Source organism: Cupriavidus sp. 05T313, from assembly GCF_056396665.1.
The window spans coordinates 18151-35584 of the sequence record NZ_JBFTLX010000023.1 but is presented as its reverse complement, the minus strand read 5'-3'; the positions used below and the strand labels follow the sequence as shown (position 1 = coordinate 35584).

The following is a 17434-nucleotide window of genomic DNA, read 5'->3' as shown; positions in this document are numbered from 1 at the left end:
GCGAAGATCCCTAGGGTGGGAGCGCTGTCCCGTGGGGGCTCGTCTTATGCGAGCGAGTCCTGCACAGAAATCGTGGTTTTCTCGTTTGCCGTGCCGGCGCCGCCGTTCACGTTCAGCAGCGCCTGGTAGCTGAAGGTCTGGATCAGCCCCTTCTCGCCGTCGTCCTTGCCAGCGCTGCCCAGCTTCACGCGCGCCATGGTCAGGGCAAGGAAGTCCGCCGCCGCCGCACCGCTGGTGGTGAGCGCCGCGCCGATGCCGATTTCAGCCTCGTTCACGAAAGCATCGCGCAGCACAGCGTCCTGGAAGTACGCCGTGAACTGCCCGGTGACGACGACCCGACCGGGAAACAGGTCGGGCAGCGTGTTCTGGCCGACGACCGGATCACCAGTCAGGTTCGCGTTGATTGAGGCACTCATTCCGGTCACCAGGCCAACCGGCGCACCAGCCGCCAGCAGCACGCCGTTGACGGCGGCCACGATGCCGGACGTCGTTTCGACCGCGGGCGCGGTGAAGTAAGCGGACGTGCCCGACACCATGTCCAGGCCCTGAATCTGGGCGGCCAGCGTGGCCATGCCGGTGGCCGGCAGGTTGATGTCCATCTGCCCGAGCTTGCAGTCCGTGAAGCGCTCGGATTGCGCGATGTCAGAGAACCAATGCTCGAAGGTGATGTACTTATCGGTGTGGCCGGAGGTGGGCACGAAGGTCTTCTTGCCCGGAACCGACACCGTGGCGGTGGCAATCGGCCCTTCCGCGACCAGCGCCACACCATTCAGCGGGATCACCGTCAGCGCCAGCGCGGTCAGCGACAGCACCAACAGGTTCTTGTTCAGGTTGGCGGCATTGAAGCCGCCGGCGGTCAGCCGCACCACGTCGCCCGCCTTGATCCCATCGGTCAGGTACGAGCCTGCGGCGCGCGTGACGGTGAAAGTCTGGATCGTGCCCAGTACCGCGCCCAGGGCGACGGTGATACTGGCGCCCGCAATGGGCGATACCGCGGCAAAGTCTCGGCGCAGGATGGCCGCGAAGATGTCGGCATAGGTCCCGGGGGAGATTTCCCCGTTGATCGTGCCGGCGACGCGGCGCACACCGTGGCGATAGTCCGCGATCTGCTGGTCCGACCGAATCTCGTTGGACTGGTAGGTGTCCTTGTTCAGCGAGATGTCGGAAGTGACGCGCCGCAGGATCTGGCCGCCAGACGCGCCGGCCGCTACCCCCTGCCCGGTTTGCAGCTTGTAGCGCAGCTGCTTGAACAACCCTTTTGCGTTGGGCATTTTCTTGCTCCAAAAAGAAAAGCCCCGCGCAAGGCGAGGCGTTGATGTTGCTGGCCGGCGTCAGGCGTTGACGCTGGCGAAGAATGGGATGCTAATCGGCACGCGCCATCGGTCGCCGTCGGGGTAGCCGTCAGCTATGGCAGGCGTGCGCTGGATGATGACGTCGATGCCCGGGTCGACCTGGTAAGTCTGCGTCAGGAAGTCGAGCACCACGGATGGGCCCGCCGGAAAGGCATGAATCGTCGTGCCCCGCGCGAACCAGTCCCGAATGGCCTGGGCACGCGCATCGGCGGCGGCCGGGCCAGTGCCCTGGGGATACATCAGCGACACCTGGAAGACGCCGACCTCGCGGTAGTAGGTGCCGTAGGCGGGGTTCTCCGGCGGGGCGAACATCAGGTGCACCTGTTGGTAGGGCACACCCGCCGCTGGGGTGAAGCTCGCGTTCTGCCACGCGGTGGCCAGGCCCGACGCCATGGCGTTCAGCCGCGTCTCCAGGGCCCTTCTCACCAGTGCATTGCTCATTGCTTCAGGTCTCCCACTGCGCGGGTCAGGAACTGGTCGAACTCGGTCACCGTGAGGCGCACCATGCCGACCGGCGCCTGCTTGGAATGGCCGTATTCAAACGGCACGGCGTAGGGCAGGTGATTGACCAGGTAGATCGTCTCACCCAGCCGCAGGTACGACAGGTCCTGGGTGGCTGTGGCAATCGTTGTCGTTCCGGCACGGTCGACGACGCCCAGGGTGCGCGGCTGCAGGGTGTACTGCACCTGCCAATTGCCACGGAAGCGGCCGGTGTCGACGGGGCTCTTTAGGATGAGGCTGCGCATGAGATCAAGCGCGACCTTGCGCACGACCTGTTCCTGATTGCCCTTCGCGCGCTCGACGAAGGCGGCAAACTTGCGCCGGAAATCATCGTTCGTGGCCATTCAGTTCTTCCGCACTTTCTTGTCTCAGTTCCCGACCGACTTTTCCGCTCGCCGCGATATGAGCGGCTTCACCCACCGTCGATACCATGCCCGCGGATGGAACTGTGACTCAATAATTCCTCGGCACTGCGACTCCACTGTTTCCACTATCCGCGCCAATTTCCGGTTGATCTCATCGTCGTTACCCATCTCCCAGAAGATGCTCTCGGCTTCGTTGAGGCGCTCCCTTTGTCGCTCGCTGGCCGGGGATTTCTCGTTAGGATCATATTGCCCTGACATCATCACGTAATGGCGAGCAGTCAACAACACATTTATCACTAGGAGCCGCAATTCTTCAAAGGGCGCTCCGGCGTCGTTGCCAAACCTCGCCATGTAGCGATAGCGGGTAGCTTGAAGAGATGCGAACAGTTCCGAATAGTGCTCATGACGCTTCAATAACGGCGCGATTGTCTTGCGAGCCTGAAAGACGATGAGCGATTCGCCATCCTTTTGGACCACATGATCGAACTCGTGCTCGAAGGCTCCGGGACTTCTCATGGCCCGAACTGCATCTCGCGCCCGATAGAACAGCACAAGCGTTTCCTCTGCCAATTCGATATTCCGCTTCCCGCTGAAGTCACGCCGCCATGTCCCAATGCCAACTACCGCCATCACCGCCGCACTCAGCGCTGCGACGTTCTTTGCTGTATCCAGCACTGCTGCCCATTCCATATCAGCTCCCGTTAGCTCGTCGGCTACATAGTAATGGACCCTGAACTACCTACCTACGCAAGTGCAGTTCGTACAGCACCGGCGTCCCCGCCGGGTTCACGGCCTTGACGTTCTTGACCTGCCACGCGTCAGCGCCGTCGACCACCAAGTCACCGGCCATCGGCAGAGGCGCGCCCACCGGCGACAGGTAGCACTGCTTGTCGCCGGTCTCGATCATCGTCGCACCGGCGAAGGCCTGGCCGGCCGACTGCAGCGCGAAGTCGAACATCGTGCCGGTGCCGGGGAAATCGACGGTTGTCTCGGCTGCCGCGCCACTGCTGGGATCGTAGGCACCAGGCGTCACGCGGCGCAGGACCAGCGGCTTACCGTATTCGCGCAGCAGCTCGTCGGCGGTGGCCGCCATATCGTCGTAGAAGGCGCTCATCTCAGCCCCGCGTCAGCTTGATCATGCCGCTGCCACCGGAAACCAGCGCGCCCAGCAACGAATCCACGTAGGCGTAGCGCTTCTGGCCGCCGTTCTGCTTGGTCGGTGCGTACTTCTTGGTGATGGGACCGACGGTTGTCTCGGTCACGACGTCCGGCAGCACGTCCGGTGCGATATCGCCGGCCAGCGCCTTCAGCGCCAGCTCGCAGACGGCGTCCTTGACCTTCTGCGGGATGACAGTGGTCGGCACTGGGTAGCCGTCGACCTCGACGTTGTAACGCGGCCAGCCCAGCGCTTGGGTGGAAGTGGCGCGGATGCCCTTCCACCCGTACTCGGCATCGACATAGCCGGTGGCACGCACGAGCGGCCCCTCTTTTCCGGGCACATCTGCGGCAGCCCAGGCCGTGTTTCCGCGTTTCGCGTGATAGGCATCGGCCTCGGCCACCGAGACGTAGCTGTCGGCCGTCGGGCTGCCCGGGGTGGTATCGATAGCCATGGATTACCGTCTGGTTGATGCGTCGCGCGCTTAGTAGAGCGCAACGATGCCGGTTGCCGTCGTGCCCGAGAGCATCACCTTCTTGACCATGAGGGGATACGGAAGGCCGCCCTGCACCGCCTGGAACAAGACAGGCACGGTGTCATCGGCCAGCAGCACCATCAGGTCACCGCCGACGCCCACGTAAAGCGACTTCGTCGGCGGATCGAAAACAACGCTGTCGTTGGGGGTCACGGCGGCGGCCTTCACCGCCGGGCTGCTTGCGTCCTTGAACGTCATTTCGCGTCACCGACAAGCAGCGCCTGCAGCTCAGCCTTGTTGGCAGCGGCCGGGTACTTGATGCCGCGTGCATCCAGCTCGGCGCGCAGTTGGTCATTGGTCATGCTGGCGACGTCCGGCGTGCCGCCCTGCCCCGCAGTTACCTTGGCTTCTGCTTCTTTGCGCAAACGCTGGGCCTCGGCGGCTTCAGCAGCTTGCTGCGCCGCCAAATCGGCCGCGCGTTGGGCTTCCAGCTTCTTCAGGCGCTCCGCTTCCTCGGCAGCCTTTGCAATTTCGGCCTGGCGCTGTGCTTCGGCTTCACGCTCACGCGCGGCGTCACCTTCCGGGTCGTACAGCTTGTGCACCTTGGGATCGAAATCGGCCTCATTGATGACGACGAAGGCACCTTGATCCTCGGACCAGGGCTTCACATTGATGGTCTTCATGCTCTTCTCCGGTTGCTGGGCCAGGGCCGAAGCCCCGGCACCGCTTGATTAGCCCAGCAGCAGGCCGATGTGTTCCTTCTTGACCGCGGCGCAGCCCCAGGCCAGCGCAACTTCATACTGCATCTGGCGGTATTGGGCGTACATCGAGACCTCGAACGACAGCCCGGTCAGCGCGTCGGTGATGATCATGCGATCCACCGCCGAATCGCCCTGCGGCGGCAGTGCGGGCGCGCGGGTAGCCAGCGAAATGGCCGAACGCGCGAAGAACATGTTGCGATTGCTGATCGCGGCAACCGTAATCGCCGTGGCCGACCCAGGGATCGCCTGCTGCAAGCCGGGAGCCTGGAGCGTGATCGTGCCGCCGTTGGACACATCGGTGTCACCCGACGCCACCACGTACTTGTTGGCGTCACCCGCAAACGACACCACGTCGCCGGCCAGGATCGTGCCGGTGCCAGCGGCAGCCAGCGTGATCACCGTGGCGCCAACAGCATAGCCAGCGTTGTTGGTCGTCGAGCCCACGGCAGTGCCAGACGCCGGACGCTTCACGCCAGCGGACTGGCGCAAGGCCAGGTTCTGCAGGCGGTCAGTGATGCCGTTGCGCAGCATGTCCTCGCGGCCAGCCTCGTTGACCTTGAACAGGCCCGATTGCTTGCCGCGCAGGTTGAACATGGCTGCGGTGCCCAGCACCAACTGAAAGTCCAGGCCTTGTGCGCCGTTCTCTTCCAGGATGCGCAGCGCGCCGGCGGTGTCGGTCAGATCGTTCGCAGTACCGAACGGCGCGGTGCCGGCCGTGCCGTAAGCCCGCGACGCGAACACGTGCAGTGCCGCAAGATCGGCTTCCACCTCGTTCACCAGCGTGCGCATGCCTTGCTGGAACTGGTTCGACAGGATCACGTTGTAGCTGGCGCCGTTGTTGTCGATGCCGAGCTTCTCCTCGCCGTTCCAGCGAATCGGCGTGCGACGCGCCTTGGTGATCGTCATCGGAACGTTGCCGATGTTCTGGTCCCCATCGTTGGGCGGCGTCACGGCAGGCGTGATGTCGGTGGCCGTTGCGGCCGGCACAACCGGCGACATGACGGTCTGGCCTACAGCGGCCCGCGCGAATGTCATATCCGAGCTGACGGCGGGGATGAAGCCCACCAGCTCACGGGAGATGACATCCAGCGCATTGTAGAGCGTCGGGATCAGGCCGGTCAGCGTGTTCGCGCCAGCGACCATGCCGCGCGGAGTCGGTCGGGTCACCGCCTCGTTGAGCATGTCGTACAGGCGCGCCGCGACGGCAGCTACGGTGGCCATCGGGTACGCCGCGGCGACCGATGCCACCGTAGCGAGCGCCAGGAAGCGCAGTTTGGAGAAGGTGTTTCGCATGTTGGATGCCTCAAATGAAAAAGGCCGCAATCAGCGGCCAGAGGTTGCTTGGGATACTGCTAGTCCGTGATTACGGTGTTCGCGTCCCGAGCCGTTGCCGCCTGAGCAGCAGGATCGAGCTGCGAGAACTGAGCACGCGTGATCGTCTTCTTGCCACCGCCACCGCCATTGCCGCCCTGCGAACCACCTCCGGATGCACCGGACCCTTTCAGGATGTGAGTCTTGTGCGGATAGGTGTCGACCATGATCTCGATCGCTTCCTCGGCATCGGCCAGTTCGCCGTGCCGCGTGCGCGAATAGATCTTGCCGCCCTGCGCGTCGTAGGCCACGACCTTGCCTTCCTCGACCTTGAACCGGTTTGCGAAGAGCGCTTGCGCGATCTCCACGCCGGCCGGGCCCTCGGCGGCAAACTTCTCGGCGATGAACTTGGAACGCGAGAACGCACCACCGACGAGGTGGGTGTTCAACTGCGCCTCAAGATCGCCGGCCTTCTTCGCGATGGGGGCGTACTTTTCCTCGACCGACTTGATTGCCTCGGCCTTCACCTTTTCGACTTCGCCGGCATCCACCAGCTTCTTGTCGTCCAGGTTCTTCACCGTGTTCAGCGCCTTGAGGGCCGCTGCTGGGTCGGTGATGCCTTCGAAGGCCTTCAGGCTGCCTTCGGCCTTTTCCGCACGCTCCCGGTGATTCATTGCCTCGAAATTGAGGCGGGAGATGGTCGCTACCGTGCTGTCCCCGTCGAAGGGCGCTTCCTTGCCCTCGGCATTGACGAACACGGGGAGCTTCTGGCCGTTGACTTCCTGGATAATGATGTTGCCGTCGGCGTCGTACTTGAATGGCATGGTGGTTTCCTGGGCATCCGCCCTGATTGCTGAGCGGCATCCGCCGCGATGCGCCCGCTGGCATCCGCCGCGCAGGCAAAAAAAACCCGGTTCAAGAACCGGGGGTAGCTTTACGTTAAGAGATTTCGCCGAGCTATCTACACGCCCATCTGAAATCCGTGGTCCCACTTTTTCTCATTGATGCCAGTCTCTTTCACCAAGCTGTGCAAGAGCGCACTATCCCGAGCAATCAGCAAGGTGTTACAGCTTTCCGCTAAACGCAAGTTGATGTCCCGAATCCACGCATCCTCAGCCTCCGTGAAAGAAATCCTGTCGCCGCGCCCCTGCGCAAGCAAGCACGTCTGCGCTGATAGAGGCATGACAATTGACACTCCTGCTGTTTTGAATCCATAACCTCGCACACCATGGGCATCCCAACCCGCAGGAGGTAACACCACCAGAGGGTGATCGGAAGTTACGAACGACTTCTTCGGCCTCGCCCGGAGGAAATACCAGTCCATTGTGACCAGGTGCTCAGCAAACTCCCTAGCGAAAGGCACGATGTCGGCCAACGCCCTTCGTTTATCCGGTATCGGATACCCGGTGGAATGATCAAGGACTTTTTCTGGGTCTGCATGCTGCAGGTATCTCGCAAACTCCTCTCGATTGCCTTGGAAAGCTTTTTCCAGTATGGCGTCGCTGATCGCGGTATGCATCGCGTCCCGTTTTGCTTCGAAAGTGGGCGTTCTAGTCGATTGCAGGCCGATGAAGGCCGCAAGATTCATCGCCTCCTCGCCCTCAATACCTTCTGCGCGATCAATCTTCTCAATGGCTAACTTTGCCAAGGACTCCACTTCCGACAAGTAATGCTCGACGCGCAAATCAAGCTTTCCCCCTTCATCGGTGAACGCATAATAGTTCCGCCTGTGGGCCACCTCTTCTGGACGCTGATAACGAAAGTGACTGCGCTCCCTGTCGAAGAGGTGAAGGGTGTTCGTGCCAGATGCGCAGAATCGTGCAAGGTAAAAGCGCGGCACATAGTGGTGCCGTATCGGGTCGCCCATTGACTATCTCGCGAGATAAGGAATGTGCCGATTATCTCGCATATTTCGATCTCAGCTCGTCAAGGGTCAGCGGGTTCCCGCGCTGGTCCAGCAACTGCGGCAGCGTGATCTTGCCGTCGCGCCACAGGTCCGCCCTGCCCTTGCCCAGCGCCTGGTCCTGAAACGCCTTGCCCTTACTGGCTAGGAAGTCGCCGAAGGACAGATCCGCCGCCACCTGCCCGTCCATGCTGGCGCGCGTGGTCGGCGTGAACTCGTCCGCGTTGAGGCCAAGCTCCCGAAAGGTCTTCAGGATCGGTATCTCGGTGCTCCGGCACATCCAGTGGCGGGGCACGCCGCCGTTGTAGGGCAAATGCGTGCCGTTGATAGGCTTGCCCTTCAGGTCCCACGCGGCACCGGCATACGCGATGCACACATCCGACGTGCGGCCGTCCAGCGTGCTGACCTGCTGCTTGCCCTTCACGATGTCGGCGTTCTCCGACCAGGTGATGTCCCGCGCGCGAGCGCTGACGGTCTGCACCGCAGTGCGCACCAGCGCGTCGGCGTTGCGGCGGCTGGTCTCGATCACGCCAGTCAGGCCTTTGCGCGTCGAGCCACCAATGCGCTGCACGATCTGGTTGTTCGTCTCGCCGGCGGCCACGCCCAGGCGGATCTGGTTGGCAAAGCGAAAGGCGGTATCGCCCGCCTGCCGGTCCAGCCAGTCGCCCAGCGGCGCGCCCTGGAACAACCCGGTGTCCACCAGCGCCTTGAGCGTGGCGGACGGCGCCAGCGCGCGCATCAGATCGACACCGACCGTGCTATTCGTGCTCGACAGCACCCATTTGGACTCCTGCTGGCCCAAATCCTTCAGATCGCTGAATAGGTCACCCTGCATCGACTCGTAACGGTCAACCACCAGGCCGCGCACGTCAGAAAGAAGCTGGTTCAGGCGCGCTTTCTGGTAGTCGGTCAGCGGCTTGGTGCCAATTCTGGCCTCGACGTCGGCCAGCAGGCTTTCCATCACCGACAGGACCAGGTTCGACTGGTGACCGATCAGCCGATTCAGGTCCAACTGGCGCTCGACGGCAAGCGCGGCGAGCATTTCGGACAGGTTTGCCATGGGTTATGCCGATACCGGGGCCTTGCCGGGCTGGGGCGTGCCGATGCGCGTCGACTCGTCGCCCCACGTCAGGTCGGGCCGGATAATGCCGCGGCGCTGCATCTCTTCGAACAGCGTCTCGTCCGAAAGAGTGCCGGCCATGTTCATCTTCTGCAGCAGCTCGGCGGAGGCCTCGGCCAGCGTGGCCGCGCCGAAGTCCTTGTAAATGGTGACGTGGCCGCCTTCCTTCTCGCTCACCCAGTCGGCCATCAGCTGCAGCGCAGCGTCGATGGCGTCTTCCAGGTCGCTGGCAATGCGCTGGAGCGCGCATGCGCCCTGCTCGTTATCGGCGACGGTTTGGACCTCGGTCACGTTGCCGGGCTTGATCACCAGGAGCTCGGCACCGGCCTGGCGCATCTGGTCTTCCAGGTCCAGCAGCGACTTCCGGCCTGCCTCGATCGCCTGGCCAGAGTGCTCGACGAATTTCATGTCGGCATGCTGGTCCTGCGCCTTCACCGCCGAGTTGGCCCCAACTGTGATCTCGACCTYGTCGCCCAGCATTTTGGTGARCAGGATCGGCACCCGGGCGACGTGCAGGATGGTCTGCTGGTCGCTCTTCGACTGCCAGTGCTCGACGTTCATGTGCGCCAGGTCGAGCAGCGGCGGCGTGCCAAGCATGAACCCCGCGCGCTGGCCGTAGACCGGCACGAAGGGGATGACAGGCAGCGTGGTGGCGCCATCGTCGTGCAGAACCCACTCATCCTTGTCCTGCACCTTCCGGTAGAGCGCCCACGCCCCCGGCGTCAACACGCGAACCTGCTGGATTTCGCGCTCGCCGAAGTCGCCATCGTCCTCGGTCACGCACTCCAGAATGCGCAACTGCGTGAGGGTGGCCACGCCGTTGATGCGCTTGTAGCGCCAGCCCAGCAGGTCATCCAGCTTGATGTGGACGAAGTACGGGCGGACACCGGCGGCGTTCTCGTCCGCTTGCGTGCGCAGGCCGGAGGTCGGCGGGTAATCCACGAGAATCCCGCAGAAGCCCGCCGCCAGAGCGTCCTCGCAGAGACTGGCGGCAAAGCTGTGCAGGTTCCGGCCCTGCAGATCGATGTCCTCGGTCCAGCCATTCAGCCGTGTAGGCACGTCGTCGCCCAGCGTGAGCGGCTTCGAGAACGGCTTGCCTGCCAGCACCTCGACCGTGCGGCGGAAGGCCGGGAACAGCGTGGCAACCTCCAGGCGCGCCTTGTAACTCTTCTCCTCCTCGTTCGGCCACCGGGGCAGGTAGCGCTCCCCGGCCGCGCGCATGGCCGCGGTACCGCCGAGCAGCGAGCGAATGAGCGGCAGGGGCGCGCTCATTGCCGTCACAGCGGCGGAGGCTTTGCGTACGTCGTTTGCCATAGTTCAGAGGGTGGTTATGCGCGCAGCGACGTCACCTTCGCGGTGCGCTTCACGATCGGCCACAGCTTGACCAGCGGGTAGCCGCCGGCATCGTTGACGTGGTCATGGCCGGTCGACTTGTCCGGCTCGCCGTTCTTGTCGTAGGGCTGTTGCTCGAGCGCCTCGGTATAAACCGGGCACAAATGGGTGTTCACCAGCAGCCGGCGCTCGCCCTTGTCGTTCAGGACCAGACCGTTGACAGCGTTGATGCGGTCCTTCACGGCCGGGTTGCTTGGGTTGACCTGCAATTGGAACCCGGCGCCCTTCAGGATCGACAGGTCCGACTCGCTGGCGCTCTTGCTGCTGGTGTTCTTGCCACTGGCGTCCGGGTAGACCACGACCGGGTGCCCCTTGTCCTTGTAGCGTTCCTTCAGCAGCCGCGCCATCTCCGGCGTGTCGCGCACGTCGGTCAGCTCACCCACGGCGCGCGGCGTGCCATCGCGCACCACGTAGATCACCGCGGCCATCTTGAGCACGTTGAAGTCCATGCCCACGTGCAGGGGCTCGCCCTCCCGCATCGCGTCGTCGGTGTGGTTCTTCACCCGGTCGAAGGCTGCGTACACGCTGCCGGACGTCAGGTTGACGAACTTCCCACGCAGGTAGGCCGAGATCAGCTGCGCCGGGTAGCTGGCACGCAGCGAATCGATATAGTCCGGCGGCAGGTTAGCCGCGTTCTGGTAGGTGCTGGCTTGCACCAGGCCATAGAGGCTGGCCAGCTCGGGCTTCTCCCGCACCGCCTTCACGAATTGCTCGTAGACGAACTTAAAGCCCTCGGGCGTCGTTGTCACGTCGATGCCGTTCAGCAGGCCGGGCGCAACCTGGCGCATCCGCGCGATGATCTTGCGCCAGGCCGTCTGCGCCTCGGTCTTGCGCATCACGTCCAGCTCGTCGACCAGGCCCTTGCCGATCTTGAAGCCCACGATCTTGCCCGGGTCGTCCATCGACCTGCAGATGATCGTCGTGCGGTACCGGCGCCCGCTGTACAGGTGCACTTCCTTGTTGGAAGCGTTCACCCGGGCCACCAGCCCCCAGTCGTAGGCGACTTCCTCGATCGTAGGAAAGAAGATGTCCCGGATCTGGCCATATGTCGGGGCGAAGTAGCCAGCATTGATGCGCGGGAACTCCCAGGCATGCCGGCAGAGGCCAGCGCCGCCCACCCACGTCTTCCCGGAGCCGAAGCCCGCCACGAACGCCTTGAACTTGTGCGGCAGCGCGAGGAATTGCGCCTGGGGCACGTTGAGGGATGGCATCAGGCGTCGTCTTCTGGCTCGGGGCGGCTGGCATCAAGCACGTTGACCGTCACCGATACCGGCGGGGGCACGTCATCACCGTCCTTCGGATCGGTCTTGTCCCGCCACTTGGCCGGCTGGCGATTCTTCAGCCAGATGAACGCGGCCGCGGTGTCCGGCGGGTAGTACTTCCGGATCTTGGTCTTGCGGAGCTTGCCGCCGACCACCCGGATGTCGATGTCGTCGTGCTCGTAGCCGATGGCGCGCTGGTACAGCCGATCAGCCACGGTAGCGTCGGCCAGCAGCCGCCCGCTTTGTATGGCACCCCGAAACTCTTCGTTCGTGGCGATCCACCGGTCCAGAGTGGTCTCCCCCACCTGGAAGAACTTGGCCAATTCCTCGTTCGTGGTACCGAGCTTTGCCAGCCGGCCCGCCTGCTCGGCGAACTCCGGTTTGTATTTGGATGGCCGTGCCATACGTTTCGTCTCAGAGGGCAGCCGGCCGCCGCCCCACCGATGGAGGGCAGACGCTGCCCACTTGGCGCCACCACAATCCGGCGAGGAGGAAAACCATGCTCAGGTTGCTGTTGCTGATGTCGCTCGCCACAAGTGCGCACGCTCAAACCATCTATCAATGCCGGAGTTCGGCCGGGAAGGTCACGCTGCAGGATTCCCCCTGCCCGGACAATGCGAAAACAGAGCTATCGCGCAAGTCCATCGGGCAACTGAATGCCGAAGAACGTGCGCAGCCGTTTATCCCCGGGAACGAGCAATCGGCCAATCGGCTGGTTGCAAGCATCATCTGCCCTTCGCTCAAGCAGCAATACACGTCGAACATCGCGTGGTCCGAGCGCGCCATGCTGCGGAAAGATCCTGCGGAGATTCAACGAGCCGCCAACGCAGTCCAGCAGTCGGGGGCGCAAATGTCGAAGCACCGCTGCGAATAGGGATTGCGCAGCCCCGTCGCCAAAAGGAACCCGCGATCCCAGCGGGGAGGAGACTGGCCACATTTCGTGCTGCGCTGCACCTGTTTTCCGGCACCTGGTGCTGGCCGTGACCTCGACTGTCATCGAGATGCTGTTGAGTGAGACGCGGCGCCGTGCCGCCTTTGTCACATTAGGCAGGAGAAATACTCTGATGTTTCTCCTGCAGCACATTAAGCCTCAGGCCACAGCGGTTGTGGTTTCCCTTGCCGGTCTGTTCTACGACGCTTGGCATCAAAGCGCCCATCCGACAACCGCCATGGCCCGAAGGCACCGGTTACGGGTCCGGCGTCGAGCGCCAATCGACCGCTTCGTGCCCGGGTAGCACTCTGGGCATCCGGGGCCGCGATGGGGCTGGCTACCCCCGGCATATCGGGCAGGCTATTCTCTCGGCCTGCCAGCGGAGACGTGTCGCCGTCCCTTGCGCGCTGTACGGGGCTGCCCCGGGAAACCATCGAGCCAGGGCAACATGTCTCCGCCCAGACGCCCCACAGCAGATAAGCAGCGAGCGGTGCGAACATGGCTGGCTCCATCCAGTAAGCAAGAGACGTGAATGCGGGTCAGGTTTTTTGCTTCCTGCCATAATTCCCAAGGGACAAATTAGGACAGCCGATGACTTCTCAGGACAGCTTCACCCGCGACATGGCCGACTGGGCAACCCATTACATGAGGCCTCATACCGAGGCACGGCTCGCCGCACGCTCGGCCGCACCCGGTAGCGTGGTGCCACCCCCAGAATTGACCGAGGAAGAAACTCGGTTCATGCGCCTTTTCGAAGCCTTTACCGAGATATCCGCGTCTTACGAGGCAATTCTCGACACGCGCGTCTATGTAGGTCGCTTTCCCTTCGCCCGCACCAGGATCAGCCGCTCGCGCTACCTCGCGCAGCAGATTGCTGTGTACTTCAATGAGATTTACATCCTGAAGGAGCGCCTCATCGAGTTCGCAAAACTTATGAAGGAGTCCTTCCGACATGGTCCCTTCAAGGCTCGCGTCGACGCTGTCGTGACCCCCGTTTTTAAGCGAGTTTCCCACTCCCTTGCTGAGATTACTGCGACGAGAGGCAGCCACGTTCATGATAGGCGTTACACGGATTCTGACCTGCACATGCTCGATTTCTATGACCTGATGCATAGAACAGGGAGGCAAGAGTTCGAGTACGACTACAAAATCCACTATGCCCTGGCTCGCTCGAAATGGATCAAGGTTATCGACGACAATGAGAGCGCGCTGGAGATCCTACTCGAGGACTATTTCAAAGCTGCCCACCAGGCGCTCTTCGCCTCTGGGGCTCCACTGGATGTAACGCAGAACCCTGAGCGCCGGCCAAGCAACACACAGACGAAAGCTGCAACTGTCCCAAGCGATATTCAAGCCCCCACCACGGCGCCAACCGGCGTGTCTTGATCATGCATGGTGGCGCCGCGGCAGGGATTCGAACCCGCGGTCAAGGTGGTACCGGCTGCAGCGCCACCACCCAGATCTAGCTGCGTCAACCTTTGTCCTGGCTCGGTCACGCGGTGCCATTGAAAAAGCCCGCTGGGCGAACCATGCGGGCTTTGATGACTCTGATGGCGAGTCTGGGGGCAATCTACATCGTTTGTCTCAAAAATGCAAGGCGATTTTCGGCCCTATCCCTTATGCAGCAAGGCGTTCCGGGTTCTCGTACGCTGTACGGTCCTCGATCAGCCCGTGGGCCGCGAATGACGGCTCCAGCCGCGCCAGCGCCATCGTCTCCAGCACCCGGAAATTCGCCTCCATCCACTTCGCCGCGCGGAACACTCGGTTCTTGTCCACCTTCCGCTTCTCCGCGATGGCGCGCAGGGTGTAGCCCTCCCGTTGCTGGCGCGGCAGGTAATGCCTGACGACCAGGTCGAGCAGCAACGCGGTCGCCGTGAGACCCKAGGCGCGGCGCGCATACAGCGCCAGGCGCTTGCAGCCGGCCAGCTTCTGTTCGCCGTGGGCGTAGCGAGCCAGCACCGAGGCATACTCCGGGCTGGGAAGCCGAGTCTTTGCTGCGTCGGTGATCATCGCGTACTGGGCACGGTATTCGTCCATCGTCAGCCGGTCGGGGTCGAACTCGCCTTGGGGCCCGCGCAGCTCGCCCAGCCATTTCTCCTGCGCGGCCGTCGGCTCGTCGATCGCCTCCAGCAGCTGGATCAGCATGTTGCGGAACGGCGCCTTCTGCCGCGGTGGCATCGATAGCACCAGGTAGGACACATGCAGTGCGTGCGAGACGTCTGCGAACATAGCGCCATCCTTCATGCCGCCTCCCGTTGCTCGCCCGCCAAGCGGCTGGGCACGATGAATTCGATCCAGTACACCCGATTGCCGTTCTCATCCTCCCAGGGGCCCGCGAGACCTGCCCCACTCCGGGCCACGTCCCAGACCACCTCGAATGCCCCGCGCCCGATCACGCAGTGCGCCACGCCCGGGATATTCGGGCTCGCGCCGCAGAGGATGTACAGCGTGTCGTCGAACCAGTCGGCGGCCACGCGTGCGAAATCGAAATCGGCATTCATGCAGAACCTGACCAGGTTGTAGCCGCGCGCCTTGAGCCAGGAGCGGCACGCAACGTCAGCCGCTGCTTGGTCGCCGCCGGCGGCAAAGTTCGGCACCTCCGCCGGATGGATCTCCAGCAGGCAGGCGATGCAGGTCCGCCAGCAGTCACCCCAGAAGCCGTGTTCGGGGTCGTGCGCGATCAGTTGCTTGTGTGGCGTCATGCCTTCTCCAGATAGTTTTTGCACCGCTTCCCGTGTTCCCGACGCTTTCCGCCGGGAAGGAGATTGGTGCACACCGTATGTGTCGTGCCCATCAGCCGGGCCGACTTCTCCCATATGCAGCCCTTGCAGCTGCGTGCCTCGTTGCGCTCGTGGACCTCGGCCGGGTCGCGGAACATCCAAGCTGGCAGGGTCAAGGCGCGCCCTCCCCCTCCTGCCGGCGTGCCCCGTAGCAGGCGACCGCCATCACCGTGGCAGCGGCACCGGACGCGCCGGCCAGCAGCACGATCGCCAGGATCTGCCATGCGTCGAGGGTGAAGGTCATCCGTGTACCCCATCGAAGGAAACGCCGAACTCGTTGGCCGCGTGCGCCTGCACCTTGGTCACGTACTCGCTGAACTCTGCGACCGTGAATTCCGAGGTGGACTTCCGGCGTGTAAAGAGACGCCCATCCGGCAGCGCGATCTCGACCTTCGGCGCGAACATGTCGGCGAAGTACTCGTGCCAGGTGGCGCGCTTGAACTGCTGGCCATCGATCCAGGCCTGCTCCTCGACATCGCGCAGCACCGGGCCGAAGTAGAAGGCGTTCTGCTCCGTCGTGCGCCGGCGCTCCTCCGCCGTCACGATGATGCGAAGGGGCTTGCCCTTCTCCGCAAAGGCGGCCGCGTTGGCTTTGATGAAGGCCAGCACCGTCGGCCAGATGCCGGGGCTCTTGAGGGTGAACTCTCGATATAGCGTGCTCATCAGGCTTCCTCCGGCGGGTCGGCCCAGCCGACCATCAGCTTTGCCTGGTAGCGGGTGTAACCCTCCTCGAGGAGATCCCGGTACCGCGCGTAGTCGTCCTCGATGCCGGGATAGTGGCAATCCGCACACCACCGGGAGCCATAGACCTGCACTTCCTTCCGGCACTTGTAGCAACTTCCATGGCTAGCGCTCATGCCAGCCTCGCAATCCGCACGCCGCGGGTCCAGGGGCAGGTGCGCGCCGTGTGGCCGGCGCCGCCGCAATTTGCACAGATCATCTCCGGTTCCCCTCTTTGTCCCAATCTCGTCCCAAGGACTGCACATGCCCTTCCGCCGTGTACGGCCATGCCGTGACCACCGCGCGCAGGTCCGGGTCGTTCTCAGTCTTGGCCATGGATGCGAAGTAGCGGTTCAGCAGCGCGGCCTCGCGCTCGGCCGCATCCTTGGACGGCGCCGCAATGACGTCGTCCGGGCCTTCGACGTGGATTGCCCACAAGGTGCTGGCATCGTTCATTTGTTGGTCACCCCCCAGAGGATCAGTCCGCCCATCAGCACGATCACCAACGCGACCCAAGCCATTGCCAAGTCATCCATCACGCTGCCCCCATACGGTCGTCCGCCATCCGGTGCTGCACGTGCGGCAGCGCGATGTCCACGACGCGGATGCCCCAGACCTCCAGCAAGGCGCTGAAATCCTGTGCGATAGCGGCTAGTTGGATCATCGGATTGAACTTCTGCTTCACCGTCTCCCGGGCCAGCATCCCAGCGTGGTTGATGCACGTGTAGACGACAAGCTGCGTGCCACCACCATTGGCTCGCTCGACGTGTTCGCTGTGCACCAGCCCACGCTTCTCCATCGTGCGCAAGGCGCCGGCAACGCCCTGCCGGCTGAATCCGTGAAGGTCGGCGAAGCGACCGGCGATGACCGGCTCACCAGCAAGGAGCGCGGCCCGTAGGGCTTCACCGATGGTCGGGGCATGTTCTGGGGTTTCCATCACGCAGCCTCCCCGAACAGCCCTGCCTGCGGCGAGTCCGTCAGCAGCGGCGTGATGGTCACTACCAGGCGCGCTTCGCCATCCGGCTCGGCCCGCTGTGCGGAGATCCGGCGCACCTGCCAGCCGTCGTCCTGGATCACCACGCCCTTGAGCGCGTCCATCAGCACCTTCTGCGCGTTGTCCAAGTCGATGCATTGCACACCGTCATCCCAGTTCATCGGGTCCTTGGCCATGCGCTTCTGCCAGTCCAGCGGGCGCTTCGGGAACAGCGTGTAGGCGATCGCCACGCGGCAGGCCAGCGGCTGGCGCACGCCGGCGGCCTTGGCCAGCCAACCCACAGCAGCCTTGTATTCTTTCGCCTCCTGGCTGAGCGTGGTCACGGGTGTCTTGAATCCCTTGGGCATGTAGGTGCGCCAGTAGCGGTTGGCGCTGACGGGGTACGGCAGGGTCAGGATGATCTGGGTCATG

General features: G+C 63.3%; 25 protein-coding genes. 2 read left to right on the top strand and 23 right to left on the bottom strand.

Annotated elements, in window-relative coordinates; translation table 11 throughout:
- Positions 1–44: 44 nt before the first annotated feature.
- The 15 genes from AC1DKD_RS08345 to AC1DKD_RS08275 all read right to left on the bottom strand — a co-directional run bounded on the left by AC1DKD_RS08345 (position 45) and on the right by AC1DKD_RS08275 (position 12002).
- Positions 45–1271 carry a phage tail tube protein gene (locus AC1DKD_RS08345; protein WP_477110975.1) on the bottom strand — a complete coding sequence of 409 codons (1227 nt, stop codon included), beginning with the start codon at positions 1269–1271 and terminating at the stop codon, positions 45–47.
- Between the two features lie 60 nt (positions 1272–1331).
- On the bottom strand, positions 1332–1793 hold the full coding sequence (locus AC1DKD_RS08340; protein WP_477110976.1) for a phage tail terminator-like protein: 462 nt from the start codon (positions 1791–1793) through the stop codon (positions 1332–1334).
- Positions 1790–2197: an HK97 gp10 family phage protein gene (locus AC1DKD_RS08335; RefSeq protein ID WP_477110977.1), complete on the bottom strand. Its 408-nt coding sequence runs from the start codon at positions 2195–2197 to the stop codon at positions 1790–1792. Before AC1DKD_RS08335 ends, AC1DKD_RS08340 begins: the two co-directional genes overlap by 4 nt.
- Before the next feature lie 24 nt (positions 2198–2221).
- The gene (locus tag AC1DKD_RS08330; RefSeq protein WP_477110978.1) at positions 2222–2908 is read right to left on the bottom strand and encodes a hypothetical protein; all 687 of its coding nucleotides are present in this window, start codon (positions 2906–2908) and stop codon (positions 2222–2224) included.
- Between the two features lie 49 nt (positions 2909–2957).
- On the bottom strand, positions 2958–3332 hold the full coding sequence (locus AC1DKD_RS08325; protein WP_477110979.1) for a hypothetical protein: 375 nt from the start codon (positions 3330–3332) through the stop codon (positions 2958–2960).
- 1 nt (position 3333) lies between these two features.
- Positions 3334–3828: a DnaT-like ssDNA-binding protein gene (locus tag AC1DKD_RS08320; RefSeq protein WP_477110980.1), complete on the bottom strand. Its 495-nt coding sequence runs from the start codon at positions 3826–3828 to the stop codon at positions 3334–3336.
- Positions 3829–3858: 30 nt separating this feature from the next.
- Positions 3859–4107, bottom strand: a complete 249-nt coding sequence (locus tag AC1DKD_RS08315; RefSeq protein ID WP_477110981.1) for a spike base protein, RCAP_Rcc01079 family — start codon at positions 4105–4107, stop codon at positions 3859–3861.
- Positions 4104–4532, bottom strand: coding sequence for a hypothetical protein (locus AC1DKD_RS08310; RefSeq protein WP_477110982.1), 429 nt, complete (start codon positions 4530–4532; stop codon positions 4104–4106). Before AC1DKD_RS08310 ends, AC1DKD_RS08315 begins: the two co-directional genes overlap by 4 nt.
- Positions 4533–4580: 48 nt before the next feature.
- Entirely contained in the window at positions 4581–5903 is a 1323-nt protein-coding gene (locus tag AC1DKD_RS08305; RefSeq protein WP_477110983.1) for a major capsid protein, read from the bottom strand.
- Positions 5904–5962: 59 nt separating this feature from the next.
- Positions 5963–6745 carry a DUF6651 domain-containing protein gene (locus AC1DKD_RS08300; RefSeq protein WP_477110984.1) on the bottom strand — a complete coding sequence of 261 codons (783 nt, stop codon included), beginning with the start codon at positions 6743–6745 and terminating at the stop codon, positions 5963–5965.
- 137 nt (positions 6746–6882) lie between these two features.
- On the bottom strand, positions 6883–7788 hold the full coding sequence (locus tag AC1DKD_RS08295) for a DUF4238 domain-containing protein (protein WP_477110985.1): 906 nt from the start codon (positions 7786–7788) through the stop codon (positions 6883–6885).
- A 31-nt stretch (positions 7789–7819) separates the two neighbouring features.
- The gene (locus AC1DKD_RS08290) at positions 7820–8884 is read right to left on the bottom strand and encodes a hypothetical protein (RefSeq protein WP_477110986.1); all 1065 of its coding nucleotides are present in this window, start codon (positions 8882–8884) and stop codon (positions 7820–7822) included.
- A gap of 3 nt (positions 8885–8887) precedes the next feature.
- Positions 8888–10216, bottom strand: coding sequence for a DUF4055 domain-containing protein (locus tag AC1DKD_RS08285; protein WP_477143171.1), 1329 nt, complete (start codon positions 10214–10216; stop codon positions 8888–8890).
- A 56-nt stretch (positions 10217–10272) separates the two neighbouring features.
- Positions 10273–11547 (bottom strand): terminase large subunit domain-containing protein, encoded by a 1275-nt coding sequence (locus AC1DKD_RS08280; protein ID WP_477110988.1) that lies wholly within the window; start codon positions 11545–11547, stop codon positions 10273–10275.
- A complete protein-coding gene (locus tag AC1DKD_RS08275; RefSeq protein ID WP_477110989.1) occupies positions 11547–12002 on the bottom strand; it encodes a terminase in 456 nt (151 codons plus the stop codon). Before AC1DKD_RS08275 ends, AC1DKD_RS08280 begins: the two co-directional genes overlap by 1 nt.
- A 95-nt stretch (positions 12003–12097) precedes the next feature.
- Between AC1DKD_RS08275 and AC1DKD_RS08270 the strand changes: the two genes are divergently transcribed.
- The gene (locus AC1DKD_RS08270) at positions 12098–12472 is read left to right on the top strand and encodes a DUF4124 domain-containing protein (RefSeq protein WP_477110990.1); all 375 of its coding nucleotides are present in this window, start codon (positions 12098–12100) and stop codon (positions 12470–12472) included.
- Between the two features lie 648 nt (positions 12473–13120).
- Complete coding sequence (locus tag AC1DKD_RS08265; protein WP_477110991.1) at positions 13121–13915, top strand: hypothetical protein; 795 nt, start codon at positions 13121–13123, stop codon at positions 13913–13915.
- Between the two features lie 231 nt (positions 13916–14146).
- On the opposite strand, the gene AC1DKD_RS08260 is transcribed toward AC1DKD_RS08265, so the two are convergent.
- From AC1DKD_RS08260 to AC1DKD_RS08225, 8 genes are all read right to left on the bottom strand, one after another.
- Positions 14147–14758 carry a hypothetical protein gene (locus AC1DKD_RS08260; protein WP_477143170.1) on the bottom strand — a complete coding sequence of 204 codons (612 nt, stop codon included), beginning with the start codon at positions 14756–14758 and terminating at the stop codon, positions 14147–14149.
- 11 nt (positions 14759–14769) lie between these two features.
- On the bottom strand, positions 14770–15231 hold the full coding sequence (locus AC1DKD_RS08255) for a hypothetical protein (RefSeq protein ID WP_477110993.1): 462 nt from the start codon (positions 15229–15231) through the stop codon (positions 14770–14772).
- A 190-nt stretch (positions 15232–15421) separates the two neighbouring features.
- Complete coding sequence (locus tag AC1DKD_RS08250; RefSeq protein WP_477110994.1) at positions 15422–15553, bottom strand: hypothetical protein; 132 nt, start codon at positions 15551–15553, stop codon at positions 15422–15424.
- Positions 15550–15972, bottom strand: a complete 423-nt coding sequence (locus tag AC1DKD_RS08245) for a recombination protein NinB (RefSeq protein ID WP_477110995.1) — start codon at positions 15970–15972, stop codon at positions 15550–15552. Before AC1DKD_RS08245 ends, AC1DKD_RS08250 begins: the two co-directional genes overlap by 4 nt.
- Positions 15972–16166, bottom strand: a complete 195-nt coding sequence (locus AC1DKD_RS08240) for a hypothetical protein (RefSeq protein ID WP_477110996.1) — start codon at positions 16164–16166, stop codon at positions 15972–15974. The genes AC1DKD_RS08245 and AC1DKD_RS08240 overlap by 1 nt, the downstream gene beginning before the upstream one ends.
- Before the next feature lie 79 nt (positions 16167–16245).
- Positions 16246–16485, bottom strand: a complete 240-nt coding sequence (locus tag AC1DKD_RS08235) for a hypothetical protein (protein ID WP_477110997.1) — start codon at positions 16483–16485, stop codon at positions 16246–16248.
- A gap of 79 nt (positions 16486–16564) precedes the next feature.
- Positions 16565–16966: a hypothetical protein gene (locus AC1DKD_RS08230; RefSeq protein ID WP_477110998.1), complete on the bottom strand. Its 402-nt coding sequence runs from the start codon at positions 16964–16966 to the stop codon at positions 16565–16567.
- Positions 16966–17433: a RusA family crossover junction endodeoxyribonuclease gene (locus tag AC1DKD_RS08225; protein ID WP_477110999.1), complete on the bottom strand. Its 468-nt coding sequence runs from the start codon at positions 17431–17433 to the stop codon at positions 16966–16968. The genes AC1DKD_RS08230 and AC1DKD_RS08225 overlap by 1 nt, the downstream gene beginning before the upstream one ends.
- Position 17434 lies beyond the last annotated feature (1 nt).